The organism is Massilia sp. W12 (assembly GCF_037300705.1).
Lineage (GTDB): Bacteria > Pseudomonadota > Gammaproteobacteria > Burkholderiales > Burkholderiaceae_D > JACPVY01.
The window spans coordinates 3660327-3673906 of sequence record NZ_CP147776.1; the positions used below are offsets into that span (position 1 = coordinate 3660327).

Below are 13580 nucleotides of genomic sequence, written 5' to 3' on the forward strand. Positions count from 1 at the left end.
AATGCAATGAAATCTGCAAGCAAATGCAAGCAGGGATTCGGGCAGATCGTGCTAAATTTGCAGAGAGACAGAGTCAGGAGAATTTTATGAAAGACGGTATACCACATCGTAACCACTCACCCCATGGCTGGTGGATTGCCAGTTTTATCATGCGGGCGGCATGGGAAGATGAGCCGAATCCTTCATTGAAAAGCCGCTGCTGGGCCTGGGAAAACACCATCATTTTGCAAGCGCCTGATCGTGAAGCCGCTTACGAAAAAGCGCTGGCGCTGGCGGAGCAGGATTGCGGTTCAGAGTTTGAAGGAAGCAAAAACAGAAAGGGCCGTTGGGTTTTTGAAGGACTGACATCACTCTTGGCGATTCATGAAGAATTGCAGGATGGCGCCGAAATACTGTGGGAAGAGCATGACAATCGCACGCTGGGAAAAATCCGCTCATGGATCAAGCGCAAGGATGAGCTGGAAGTGTTTGATGATACCCCGGCAGTGGGCGATCTGAGCGACTGAAGCATGCCGCAGAGTGATTGCACAAGATCCCCGACAAAGGCGCCCGGGGACGACGGTGCATAATGTATTCGTAAAAAAACCACTCGCCATACACAGCGTTTAAAGCTGAATAGCTACCATTTTTTCAGCAAATAGCGCGCCCCGCTGCCCTCTTGCGCCGCCTGATCCTGCGGGTTGTACAGCGCGCATTTGGTGAGGGACAAACAACCACAGCCAATGCAGGAATCAAATCTGTCGCGCAGGGCGATCAGGGCGTCAATTCTTTGTTGGATCAAGGGCTGCCAGGAGGCGGCGAGCTGGCGCCAGTCTTCCGGCGTGGGGGTGCGTTGCTGCGGCAGGCTGGCGAAGGCGGCGCGGATTTGCTCCAGATTCAAGCCGGCTTGCTGGGCGGCGCGAATGAAGGCGATGCGGCGCAGGCTTTCGCGTTTGTATAAGCGCTGGCCGCCGCTGGAACGGCTGCTGTGCAGCAAACCCTGTTCTTCGTAATAACGCAAGGCGCTGGCCGCAAGCCCTGAGCGGCGCGCCACTTCGCTGATCGGCATCAGATTCGGGCCGCTTGGATGGTCGGCAGCCGGGCTTGCGCCGGTTTCCGGCTGGGCGGTTTTGCGATTGGGCATGGCGGACATGTGGGGCCTTTGCGGTGAATGGCGTGTGGTTTGAGACTTGGAGCAGGGATTGCCCCGCCAGCATGAAATCTTTTGCGGATTATGCGCAAAAAAACGCTTGCGCTCAAGTTGACTTTAACTTGCACAATGACGCCAGATTCAACACAGGAGTTCATCATGGAACAGATTCAACACTGGTTTGCTTTATTGCTGCCTGCTTTGGCGGCAACTGAAATGCAGGCGCAGGGTGCGCACAACAGTTGCGCGGATTTGCTCGCGCGTCAGGAATGGCAGTTTGATCACAATCTGCGTTGAGAAGGGGACAACATGAGCAGCCACCCGATTTTCAGCCTGCAGGCGCAAGGACAATTACGCCCGCTGGCGCAGCACGCCGCCCTGCATGCGCTGCTGGATGATTTGCCGGCCTATGGCCTGGCGCGCGCACAGATTAATACCCATTTGCCGATGGCCATGGGCGCGCTGGCGGCGATTGACGCCAGCGGCGATGCGCTGGCGGCCTGGGCAGCGGCGCGCCGCCGCGCCACGCCGGCAGCAGAAGCGCTGAGCGCGCTGCCGGATATGCCGGATTGGCGCAACGCCATCGGCCAGCAAAGCGCTTTTCCCGGTTTGCGTGAGTATTTTCTTGCGCAGATGCGCGCACATGGTGTGCGCAACATCTTGCTGGAAGTCTTGCATGGCATGCCTTTCTGTCCCTCGGGCGCGGCGTTTCATGGCTTGATCCGGCTGGCGCACGGTTTGGATGCGCAACATCTGGACGAGTGCGCCGCCGGTCTGGCCTGGCTGGTGTGCGCCGCCTGGACGCCGGCCGCGACAGATGAGGCGCCAAGCGGCGCGCTATTTGACGATCCCGCCAGCGCATTGGCCTGGCTGGAAGCTGAAATCGGCGCCCTGCCCTGCGATCCATCCAGCATCACGCGTTCGCTGCACGCCGCCGGGGCCAGACCCGGTTTGCTGGCGCGCCTGCCGCGTCTGAGGAGTTTGCAAAGTGATGATGAGGCGGTATTGGCGGCGACGCTGGCGGCCATCGCACAGTGTGCGATTCGCGCCTGGCTGCATGCCGGCGGTTTAACCCGCTTGCATCTGGTGACTGGCGGCAGTGCGCTGCGCCGTTTGCTCTGCCACTTGCCGGCAGCCGAACGCAAAGCCCTGCTGCCGGCCATGTTGCAAGCTTTTTGGCAAGCGGTTTGCCTGGCCTGGCTGGTAGCGGAACCCGCACAAGCCATGCCGCAAGCGCAAGCACTGGCGCCAGCCGATTGGCCGGATATATTACGCGCAGCAGCCAGGCTGCAGGATGTGCATGATTTGAAACTGGCGCACGCCTGTTATGCCGAAGCGCAAGCTTATGGCTGGCCGGAATACGCGCAGGCGCTGGCCGTGTTATTGCAGGCGATGCGGATTAAAACAGATGCAGGCGGATAGCAGGCCGGGCCGCGACGGCCCGCCGCCGCGCCTGCGGGCGCCGAAAATCTTGCAATTTTCCCATGATTTGCACCGTGTTTTGATATTATTTGCCCACTTGAAATTGTTTCATTCCTTCAAGCACCTTTTCCACACAATGAGATCATTCATGAAAAAACTGACTTTACTGCTCGCGCTGGCGCTCGCCGGCGGCGTCGCACAAGCTGACAATCTGCTCATCAATGGCGGTTTTGAAGGCAGCGCGCCGCTGCAAAACAATCGCGGCGACGCCAATTCGATGGCGCTCACCACCGGCTCGACCTATCTGCCGGGCTGGCGCGTGATCGGGCCGGAAGTGGCCTGGATCGGCCAGGGCAATCCATACAATTTGCACGCCGCCGAAGGTGAGCGTTTTGTCGATTTGACCGGCTGGCTCAATCAGAACGGCAATCAGGGCGGTTTGACGCAAACCATCCAAACCGTGGCCGGGCAACAATATGTGCTGGAGTTTGATTTGGGCAGCTCTTCCTTTTACAACTGGGGCCAGCCGAATTCCCTCACCGCCTCTGCCGGCAATGCTTCGCAATTGTTCAGCAACACCAATGTCAGCGACTATGGCTCCTGGCAGCATTTCAGCCTGAACTTTACCGCCACCGGGAATACCACTGAGATTTCTTTTGTCGGCAACACTGCCGGCTATTACATCGGCCTGGACAATGCGCGCGTCACGGCCGCTGTGCCGGAAATCGAAACCTGGGCCGGTTTGCTCGCGGGTCTGGGCGCGCTGGGTTTGTTGGCGCGGCGGCGCAAACAGGGCTGATGCAGTAAGCCGGATTGCCGCTAACGGCAACCCGGCTTGCCCGCACGCTGCAGAGACGCGCCTTTACCGGCATGCGGCAGTATGCGCTGCGCTTGCGCACAACGCGCAGCCGCAGCGCTCAGAACCAATGACGGATGATGCCGGCGAGCACGCCTATCACGCTCAAATTGATCAGGGTAAAAGAAAGGGCGAAGGGCAAAATGCGTTGACGCGCCGCTTTGACATACGCCAAGGCATACCACAGACGCAGGACACACCATAGCAAGCCGCAAATCGCCGCAATCTGATCCGTCCACCAGATAGCGAGCAGCCACAACAAGGGCAGAAAAATCGCCACCCCTTCCAGGGTATTCATTTGCGCGCGCAAAGCGCGCTCCAGCAAGGGGTCGCCAGTCATGGCCGGCGGCGCAATGCCACTCTTGCGCCGTGCGCGCGCCACTTGCAGCACGGTGAAAATCATGAGGACGGCCAGTAAGACTGTCGCCAGCGAGGTCAGGGGGTATGCTTGCACGGTCGCTCCTGTCGGCATCTGAAAAATACAGCATAACAGAGTGCAAGCGCTGCGCGCGACGACCTCAGCTGCGAGGCGCAAGTATTGTCTCTGCGCGCCTGCCGCAAAAAAACGGGTGGCCGCGCCACCCGTTTTTTCACTTCAGCAAGCTCACACCTGCACGCCCTTCGGGATCGCCGAGAGCAGCATCTTGGTGTAGGGATCTTGCGGGTTGTGGTACAGATCGTCGGAATTGGCGATTTCCACCACTTTGCCCTTGTTCATCACCATCACCTGATCCGAGATGTATTTCACCACCGACAAGTCATGCGAGATGAAGATATAGCTCATGCCGTATTCATCCTGCAAATCCTGCAGCAGATTCAGCACTTGCGCCTGCACCGAGACGTCCAGCGCGGAGACCGATTCGTCACACACCAGAATTTCCGGCTTCATGGTCAGGCAGCGAGCAATCGCGATACGCTGGCGCTGGCCGCCGGAGAATTCATGCGGGTAGCGGTAGTAGGCCACTTCCGGCAAACCGACGCGCTTGAGCAGGGCATGCGCATGCTCGGTGCGCTCGACGTCGTTATTGTAGATATTGTGGATGCGCATCGGCTCCAGCAAGATCTGGCCCACGGTGAAACGCGGATTCAGGGACGCGTACGGATTTTGGAAAATGATCTGGATGCGGCGCTTGTAATCTTTGTACTCGCGATCCGACATCGAAATCAAATCTTTGCCGTGGAACAAGGCCTGGCCGGCGGTGGCTTTGTGCAGACGCAGCAGAGTCAGGCCGACGGTGGTCTTGCCGGAGCCGGATTCGCCCACCACACCCAGGGTTTTGCCGCGCGGCAGTTTGAAGGAAACATCCGACACTGCTTTGAATTCGCGCTGACCGAACAGGCCTTCGCGGAAGTAAAAGCTCTTGGCCAGATTTTTCACTTCCAGCACGATTTCGTCGTCCGGCTTGAAGCCGCGCGGACGATCCGGGCCTTCCTGCACCAGTTTGCCGCTCATATAGTCGTCGATCACCGGCAAACGCATCGGGCGGTGGTCAAGATTCGGGCGGCAGTGTAAGAGCGCCTTGGTGTAGGAGTCTTGCGGGTCGAGGAAAACCTGGCGCGCCGGCCCGGTTTCGCGCACTTCACCGTGCCGCATCACGATCACATGGTCAGAAATCTCGCCCACCAGGCCCAGATCGTGGGTGATGAAGAGCACCGACATATGATGCTTCTTTTGCAGCGCGGCGATCAGATCCATGATCTGCTTTTGAATCGTCACGTCCAGCGCGGTAGTCGGTTCGTCGGCGATCAAGAGCTTGGGTTCGCAGGCAATCGCCATGGCGATCATGACGCGCTGCTGCTGCCCGCCCGACATTTGGCTGGGATAGGAGTCGATCTTGGTGTGCGGGTCGGGAATCCCGACTTCTTCCAGCAAGGCGATGGCGCGTTCGCGCGCCTGCTTCTGGTTCATGCCCATATGCAGGCGCAACACTTCGCACAGCTGGAAGCCGACGGTAAACACCGGGTTCAGGGACGACATCGGTTCCTGGAAAATCATGGAAATGTCGCGCCCGCACAGTTCGCGCCGCTGTTTGATGCTGAGATCAAACAGATTGCGGCCGCCGAACATGGCGCTGGAACCGGCGTCAATGATGGTGGTTTCTTCCGGCAACAGGCCCATCACGGCCAGCGAGCTGACCGATTTGCCCGAGCCTGATTCGCCCACCAGCGCCACCGTGGAGTTTTTCGGGATGTCGAAGGAAATCCCTTTCACGGCTTCAAATGTGTTTTTCTTGTCGGTCTTGAAGCGCACGCGCAAATTGCGCACCGACAACAGGAGTTCCTGGGATTGATTATTCTGCGTCATGGCTGATCCTTGGCTCATTTCAGTTTCGGGTCGAGAGCATCGCGCAGCGAATCGGTAAACAGCGAGAAGGCTGTGACCAGAACCGCCATCGCGCTGGTGGCGGCAACCAATTGCCACCACTTGCCGAGGATCAACTCGTTTTGCGCCTCATTGAGCATACTGCCCCATGACACGGTGCCGACCGGCACGCCAAAACCGAGGAAGGACAGAATCACTTCCGCCTTGATGAAGCCCACCACCAGAATCGACATTTGCACCAGGGCCACATGCGAAACGTTGGGGAAGATATGGCCGAACATCTTGCTCATATCGGAGGCGCCGATGGCGTCTGCCGCCATCACGTATTCACGCGCTTTGTGCTTCATGTATTCGGCGCGGATCAGGCGGTAGGCGCCAGTCCAGCCGGTCAAGCCCAGAATCAGCACGATGGTCATGACGCCCTTCTTTTGCAGCACGGCAGCCACCGCCAGAATCATCAGAATCGAAGGAATCGAAGTGAAGATGCTGTAGAACCAGTTGAAGAAATCGTCGATCTTGCCGCCGTAATAGCCCGACAGTGCGCCAAACAGGGTGCCCAGCACGGTGGCGAACAAGGCGGCGGCCAAGCCGACCACAATCGAGGTTTCCGAACCTTTGATGGTTTTCTTGATGATGTCATGGCCCCATTTGTCAGCGCCGAACGGCAGGGTTTCCGCACGTTTGACATTGGCTTGTTTGCCATCTTTGGCCAGTTCCGCGCGCACTTCAGCCATTTCCTTGGCCAGCGGGTCTGTCACGCCATACATATCGACGTTTTCCGCAATCGCGCCGGAAGCAGCCGGGCTGGTTTGCGCGCGCAATTCGCGAATCACATCTTTGAGCGGATCGAGGGGATTTTCCGGCACCTCTTCTGCTTCGGTATTGGATTCGGTGACGCCGCGTTCAGCCGCCGTCTGCGGGCCGACAAAAGTCGGCGGCGCATAGTTGACGGCGACTTCTGCTTCCCAGTCGGAGGCGATCAGGCCGGTGGCCGAGGCGACTAACATCAAGAGGAAGGCGATCACGACCGCCATCGACCCCATCGCCACCTTGTCGGCGCGCAGTCGGCGCCAGGCCAGCGCCCATAAGCTGGGGGATACCTGGATTTGTGCGTTATTTGTCATGAATTACTCCTGCCTCACTTCAGTTGGACGCGCGGGTCAACAGCTTTGTACATCAAGTCTGTCAACAGATTGAAGATCATGGTGGCCGCTGCGACATACACCGTGATCGCCTTGATCACCGGGAAGTCGGAACGCTCCACCGCCAGCAGAATTTCACGGCCCACGCCAGGAATCGAGAAGAAACGCTCAAGCAAAAAGGCGCCGATCAGCAAGGCCGGCAGATTCGACATCACATGGGTGATGATAGGAATCGAGGCGTTGCGCAGGACGTGCACCCACATCACGCGCGATTCGCTCATGCCCTTGGCGCGTGCGGTGCGCACATAGTCTTGATTGACTTCATCCAGAATGAAGGTGCGGAATAAGCGTAAGTTAGGCGCGATGCTGACCGCCAGACCGATCAAAATCGGCAGTGCGGCGAATTTGAACAGGTTTTCAAAGAAGTTGTCGCCCCAGCCCTGCACCGGGAACAAGCCCCATTTATACGCCAGCACATATTGGAAGACGATGATGTACACCAGAATCGAGATCGACATGGCGACGGTGCACAGCACCATCACGGTACGGTCGGTCAGGGTGCCGCGCACATAGGCCACCGCCAGCGCGAGCGCAATCGCGATCACGGTTTCCAGAATGGTCAGCGGAATCAGCACGGTCAGCGAAGGCCCGAGACGGGAGCCGATCACAGCTGATACTTTTTCGCCGGTGCTCCAGCTGGCGCCGAAGTCAAAGGTGACGATTTGCTGGACGAAAATGCCAAGCTGCACGTAATAAGGCTGGTCAATACCGAGCTGGGCGCGGATATTGGCGATTTGTTGCGGGTTGGACATTTTGCCGGCCAGAATATAGGCCGGATCGCCCCCCACCCAGTTAAACAGGAAAAACACCAGCAGCACCACGCCGCCCATGGTGGGCAGCATCTGCCACAAGCGCCTCAGAATATATGAAAGCATGTTCGCTCCTTATTGCAGGCGTTGACCGGAGATTTCGGCAAAAAATGCCTTGCTGTTCGGCTCGCGGCCGAGGAAGTCAGTAACCAATTGGCGGCCTTTCTTTTCACCGCCACGGCCTAACACCATATTGCGGTAACGCATACCGACTGCCGGGTCCATGATTTTGCCGCTGTATGCCGAGAGCATGTCCAGCGCCATCACTTCTGACCACATATAGCCGTAATAGCCGGCCCCATAGCCGCCCATCACATGGCCGAACTGTCCCGGGAAGTGGGTGCCCGGAACATGTCCCAGGGGAGTGGCGCCTTCCACCGCGCGCCATACCGCCATCGGATCGTTCGCTTTGTCGTCATGGATTTGCAAATCGAAGTTCGCATACACCAATTGACGGCCAAAACGGATCCCGCGCCCGTAGTTATGCGCAGCTGTCATGCGCTTTGCCAATTCTTCATCCACGGTCGGGCAAGCCGGTTTGCAGAATTTGGACACATTCGCCAGCGATTCCAGGCGGCGCGCCCATTCTTCATACATTTGCGACGGCGCTTCGACGAAATCCAGTTCCACGCTGGTGCCGGAGTGGCGCACATAGCGGGTTTGCGAGAGCACGCCGTGCAGCACATGGCCGAATTCGTGCACCAGGGTTTCCAGTTCGCCGCCATCCAGACCTTTGCGGTCGAAATTGGTCACCAGCACAGAAATCGGGGTGCGCTTGATCAGGGTCGAAGAGCCGCGTGAAGGCCAGGCGGCGGCATGGCCGTATTTGCCTTCGCGCGGGAACAGATCGAGATAGATGCCGGCGATGCGCGCGCCGCTCTTGGCGTCAAACACATCGTAGTACTGCACATCTTGATGCCAGGTCGGCACTTTGACTTGCTTGAAGCTGACGCCATACAGTTTGGCGGAAACATCCAGCGCCCAGTCAACCGACGCGCCGGTCGGGAAATATTGGCGCAGCGCGTTTTGATCAAGCTTGTAACGCGCGTTTTTCAGTTTTTGCTGCCAGTACATCAAATCCCAGCGGTTGAAGCTGGTTTCTTCCAGTTTCGTACCCAGGGTTTGCGCTTTGAATTGGCGCAGTTCTTCCAATTCTTTCTTTTCCAGCGAGGTCACCACGCCCTGCACTTCATCCAGGAATTTACGCACTGCGCTGGCCGAGCCGGCCATGCGGCGGCGCGTGACATAGTCGGCGTAGTTATTAAAGCCGAACATGGCGGCCAGCTCGCGCCGCAATTCCATGGCCTGCTTGAGCAAGCCCAGATTCTTTTCAGTGCCGTGATTGGCGAAAGCGATTTGGTAACGCTTGCGCGCTTCCTCATTATCGGCATATTCCATGAAGGGGTTGTAGGACGGGTATTCAAAGCCGACCACGTAATTGCCCTTCTCATCTTTCTTGGCCGCATCCAGCCAGGATTGCGGCAGCCCCTTGACTTCTTCCGGCGTGAAAGTCAGCTTTTCTTTGTTGTCGCGGATGTTGCGCGCAAATTCCTGCGACAGCAGATCGAGCTTTTTCGCCAGCTCTTTCATTTTTTCCTGCTTCTCTTTGGGGAAGCCCACGCCGGTATCTTCAAAACCGTCGATCAGGTCTTGACGCAGTTTGGCGTCCACTTCGTCGCCGGGCGTGGAGGCCTTGACCAATTGATACAGCTTGTCATTTTGGAACAGCTCGGTGCCCCAGGCATTGACCTTGACCAGGCAGGGTTCTGCCGCAGCGCGCACTTTGGGATCTGGCGAAACATTGGCGATCAAGTCCAGTCCGCCGACCAGATCTTCAATCGCGATTTGCACTTGATCCAGCGCGGCGTACAGCTTGCGGCTGGCGGCGGCATCTTTCGGCGCGGCGCTTTTTTCAATGCGCGCAACCTGGGTTTGCGCTTTTTTCAGCGCGGCTTCGCACATCGGTGCGATTTGCTTTTCAGTGGGGACAGGCAACAGCGGACGCTTGGCGTCTGCCGCCAGCGCTGTCGGGCTGAGCGCCATGGCCAGCATAGCGCTGGCGATGGACAGGGAAAGGGACGACATTTTCATGGGGTTCCTGGGAGCGGGTTATAGTTTTCCGGAAGTCGCGGCTTTTTTGGGATCGATATCGATGTACAGCCATTCCTGATGCAGGATGGGATGTTTCTTATAGCCCTGCACATGCGGCTGCGCCAGCATATTGCGGTAACGCGCATAACCGATGCGGTTGGAGGCATAGACTTCCATGATGCGCGCCATTTTGCGGTACAAGGCGTCACGCTCAGGGCCTGCCGGCATCGAGGCCGATTGCGCATACAGCTTGTCGTATTCGTCGTTCTGGAAGCAGCCGTTATTGTTTTGATGGATGTTTTTACCGGCGAACAGCATCATAAAGTTGTCGCCATCCGGGTAGTCGGCAATCCAGGGATTGGTGCGGGTCATCAGCTGGCATTCTTTTTCTGCTTTCAGAATATCGGGGAAGGGGCGTTTATCGCCTTCCATGCGGACGCTGATTTTGTCGAAGGATTTTTTCCACATTTCAGACTGCTGCTGGCCCTGGCCATCGGCGCGCGCGGTGTATTTGATCACCAGCGGCTTACCATCCGGCATGGTGCGGTAGCCGTCTTTGCCTTTTTTGTAGCCGAATTTGTCCAGCAAGGCATTCGCCGCCGCCGGATCGTACTGCAGCATGCTCTTGTAATTCGGGTCATGTCCCACTACGCCGGGCGGGATCGGGTATTGCAAGGCCACGGCCTCATTGTTCCAGACGATGCGGATTTCCTCATCCACATTGTGCGCCATCGCAATTGCGCGGCGCAGGGCGATTTTTTCCTTGCTGTTGCCGCCCACCACCGGATCACGCATATTCCAGTAGTAGTAACTGATTTCCGGATCGATGATGCGCGACAGGCGCACGCCCTTGGCTGCAAATTCGGGACGCAGCTTGCCATCCACAATGGCTTTCGGCGCCAGCGGCCCTTGCAGCTCAACCAGATCGCATTCATTGTTTTGGAATGACAGCCAGCGCGATTGATCTTCCACCATCACGGCGATTTCCACCTTGCCGATGCGCGGCAGGCGCTTGCCCTTCATTTCCGCCACCAATTGCTGGTCTTCCGGGTCGCTGCCCGGCTCAAAATCCCAAATCTTGCCACGGTAATTCGGATTCGCTTCGAGCGAAATGGAGGCGCCGCGCACCCATTTGGTCAGGCGATAGGGGCCGGTGCCGACCGGATGCGCCATCACGCCGCCCTGCGCATCGCCATATTTTTCCACCACTTCACGCGCCACCGCCACGGTCGGCTCGTGCGCCAGAATCATGGCCAGATTGAATTCAGTTTGCTTGAGATGGATTTTGAGGGTGTATTTGTCCACCACTTCAAAGCCTTCGATCTTGGCGTTCATATCGGCTTTGCCGGCCTTTTTGGCGGCTTCAGCCCATTCATCCAGACCTTTGACCTTGCCCTCGAACAACCACATATGCGGGGAAGCCAGCTTCGGATCGAACAGACGCTTGAAGGAATACACATAATCTTCCACCGTCAGTTCGCGCTTCTTGCCGCCGAACACCGGATCGTCAGCGAAGTAAATCCCCTTCTTGAGGCGGATCGTGTAAGTTTTGCCGTCCGGGCTGATTTCCGGCAGGGCTTCGGCGGTTTTCGTCGCCACCTTGGCCGGACGCGCCATATAGTCGTAGGTATAGAGCGTCTCGTAAATCGCCTGCACCACATTGCCGGAATACAGGTCGCGCACCAGGGCCGGGTCAAACCCGGTTTCCGGGGCCGGGAACACGGCGCGCAAGACCTTGTTCATATCCGGGCCTTCGGTCGCAAAGCCGGGCGCGGCCGGCACAGCCAGCGCCGCCGCCAGCAGGGCTTGGCTAATCCACTTCAGTTTCATACTTGTTTTTTCCTCTCGATTGCAGATCCGGGAGCTGCCGGCGCGAAACCGGCGCTTTTTTTGATTCGTGCCTTAGTGCTTCTCGATGTCCAACAGTTCCCACATGCCATGCAAAATGGGATGTTTCTTGAAGCCCTTGACCCAGGGTTGGATGACCCAGTTGCGGATGCGTGACGTTTGCAGGGTGATCGGGTTGTCGCCTTCCATCTGGCGGTTCATTTCCTGATACAGCTTGTAGCGTTCTGGCCCGTGCGGCAAGGCAATCGCCTGGCGATACAGTTTGTCGTAGTGCTCGTTTTCGTAACAGGAATTATTGCTGGCGTTGATATTGCGGCTGTACAGCAATTGCACGAAGTTTTCGCCGTCCGGAATGTCGGCGCCCCAGGCGCTGCCCCAGATCGGGATCTTGCACTCTTTCGCCGCCTTCATATTGTCGGGGAAATTGCCGGTGGTGAAGTTGCCGCGCAGACCGACCTGGTCCATGCCGCGCTTCCAGATTTCCTGGAAGATTTTGGAGGTGGAAGTGGCTTCGGAGCGGATTTCAATCGTCAGCGGTTTGCCATCCGGGGTCATGCGGAAGCCATCGGCGCCGCGCTTGTAGCCGAAGCGGTCGAGCAATTTATTCGCCAGCTCGATGTTGTAGCCATTGCTGCTGCGGTATTTCGGATCATGCCCGAGAATCCCGACCGGTACGATTTGATGGGCGCGCACAGCCTGTCCCTTGCGCACTTTTTCGATTTCCTCATCAATGCTGTACACCATGCCAAGCGCGCGGCGCAGGGCGATTTTTTCCTTGCTGTAGCCGCCAATCACCGGGTCTTTCAGGTTGAAGGACCAGTAGGTGATTTCCGGATCGGTGACGCGGAACAGGTCAATGTTTTGCTTGGCGTATTCCGGCTTGAGTTTGTCGCCGTTCATCACGCCCGGCGCCACCGCTTGCGGCAGCATATCAAGGTCAATCTGCTTATCCTGGAAGGCCAGCCAGCGCGGCTGCTCTTCCTCCATGATATTCACTTCCACCCGACCGATTTGCGGGAACTTCTTGCCCTTGGCCTGCTGCGCCAGCTTTTTGTCGCGCTCGGTCATGGCCTGGAAATTCCACTCAAACGCCGGGTAATCCGGGTTCACCTTCAAAATCACCTTGCTGCCCGGCACGTATTTTTCCAGCATATACGGGCCGGTGCCGACCGGGTGCATGCCGATATCCTGGCCATATTTTTCCACCACTTCGCGCGCCATCGCGCCAAAGCCGCTGTAAGCCAGGGTGAACAGGAAATTGTAGTCTTGCTGTTTCAAGCGGAAACGGATGGTGTAGCGATCCAGCGCTTCAATCCCGGGAATCTTGGCATCATAGTCAAACTTGCCGGTTTTCTTGGCCGCCTCGGCCAGCTCATCCAGACCGACCAGTTTGCCATCGAGGAAATTGGTGACTTGCGAACGCACTGCCGGATCCAGCACGCGTTTGAAGGTATAAACGTAATCTTCCGCCGTCAATTCACGCGGTTTGCCATTGAAGGCAGGATCAGGCGTGAAGTAAATGCCCTTGCGGATGTGCACGGTATAGGTTTTGCCGCCATCTTCTGCCTGCGGCATGGCGACTGCCGTCTTGGGAATCAGTTTGGCGGGCATCGCCAGATAATCATAGGTCAGAAGTGTTTCAAAAATCACTTCGCCAACCCAGTTGGAGTATTGATTGGACGTTTTGATCAAATCAAAGCCGGCGTCCGCCGCCGGAAACGCCACGCGCAAGACCTTGTTCGGATCTGCATTGTTTGCTGCGGCCAGAGCGGCCGGACTGAAGGAAACAGAGATAGCTGCGGCGAGTACGCCCGCACCTATATATTTACCAATTTTTCCCATTAAAGCTTGCATGCCAGACCACGCCTCCTTGCTACACCCGGGTCTCGGGCTTGTTAAT

12 protein-coding genes are annotated in these 13580 nt (G+C 57.5%); 4 read left to right on the forward strand and 8 right to left on the reverse strand.

Features of this window, described 5'->3' with window-relative positions; all coding sequences use genetic code 11:
- The first annotated feature begins 23 nt into the window (after window positions 1–23).
- On the forward strand, window positions 24–506 hold the full coding sequence (locus tag V8J88_RS14670) for a DUF4288 domain-containing protein (RefSeq protein ID WP_338844900.1): 483 nt from the start codon (window positions 24–26) through the stop codon (window positions 504–506).
- Window positions 507–619: 113 nt separating this feature from the next.
- Here V8J88_RS14670 and soxR read toward each other — a convergent pair whose 3' ends face one another.
- A complete protein-coding gene (gene soxR, locus V8J88_RS14675; protein WP_338844901.1) occupies window positions 620–1132 on the reverse strand; it encodes a redox-sensitive transcriptional activator SoxR in 513 nt (170 codons plus the stop codon).
- 156 nt (window positions 1133–1288) lie between these two features.
- On the opposite strand from soxR, the gene V8J88_RS14680 reads away from it, so the two are divergent.
- The 3 genes from V8J88_RS14680 (at window position 1289) to V8J88_RS14690 (ending at window position 3350) form a co-directional block, all read left to right on the forward strand.
- Window positions 1289–1426 (forward strand): hypothetical protein, encoded by a 138-nt coding sequence (locus V8J88_RS14680; protein WP_338844903.1) that lies wholly within the window; start codon window positions 1289–1291, stop codon window positions 1424–1426.
- Window positions 1427–1438: 12 nt separating this feature from the next.
- The gene (locus V8J88_RS14685) at window positions 1439–2551 is read left to right on the forward strand and encodes a questin oxidase family protein (protein WP_338844905.1); all 1113 of its coding nucleotides are present in this window, start codon (window positions 1439–1441) and stop codon (window positions 2549–2551) included.
- Window positions 2552–2699: 148 nt separating this feature from the next.
- The gene (locus tag V8J88_RS14690) at window positions 2700–3350 is read left to right on the forward strand and encodes a DUF642 domain-containing protein (protein WP_338844907.1); all 651 of its coding nucleotides are present in this window, start codon (window positions 2700–2702) and stop codon (window positions 3348–3350) included.
- A 118-nt stretch (window positions 3351–3468) separates the two neighbouring features.
- On the opposite strand, the gene V8J88_RS14695 is transcribed toward V8J88_RS14690, so the two are convergent.
- The 7 genes from V8J88_RS14695 to V8J88_RS14725 form a co-directional block, all read right to left on the reverse strand.
- Window positions 3469–3861, reverse strand: a complete 393-nt coding sequence (locus V8J88_RS14695) for an MAPEG family protein (RefSeq protein ID WP_338844908.1) — start codon at window positions 3859–3861, stop codon at window positions 3469–3471.
- A gap of 150 nt (window positions 3862–4011) precedes the next feature.
- Complete coding sequence (locus V8J88_RS14700; RefSeq protein WP_338844909.1) at window positions 4012–5712, reverse strand: ABC transporter ATP-binding protein; 1701 nt, start codon at window positions 5710–5712, stop codon at window positions 4012–4014.
- A gap of 14 nt (window positions 5713–5726) precedes the next feature.
- On the reverse strand, window positions 5727–6854 hold the full coding sequence (locus V8J88_RS14705) for an ABC transporter permease (RefSeq protein WP_338844911.1): 1128 nt from the start codon (window positions 6852–6854) through the stop codon (window positions 5727–5729).
- 14 nt (window positions 6855–6868) lie between these two features.
- Window positions 6869–7807: an ABC transporter permease gene (locus V8J88_RS14710; protein WP_338844912.1), complete on the reverse strand. Its 939-nt coding sequence runs from the start codon at window positions 7805–7807 to the stop codon at window positions 6869–6871.
- A gap of 9 nt (window positions 7808–7816) precedes the next feature.
- Window positions 7817–9832, reverse strand: coding sequence for a M3 family metallopeptidase (locus tag V8J88_RS14715; protein WP_338844913.1), 2016 nt, complete (start codon window positions 9830–9832; stop codon window positions 7817–7819).
- Between the two features lie 18 nt (window positions 9833–9850).
- Window positions 9851–11662, reverse strand: a complete 1812-nt coding sequence (locus V8J88_RS14720; RefSeq protein WP_338844915.1) for an ABC transporter substrate-binding protein — start codon at window positions 11660–11662, stop codon at window positions 9851–9853.
- Window positions 11663–11734: 72 nt separating this feature from the next.
- Window positions 11735–13522: an ABC transporter substrate-binding protein gene (locus V8J88_RS14725; protein WP_338844917.1), complete on the reverse strand. Its 1788-nt coding sequence runs from the start codon at window positions 13520–13522 to the stop codon at window positions 11735–11737.
- Window positions 13523–13580 lie beyond the last annotated feature (58 nt).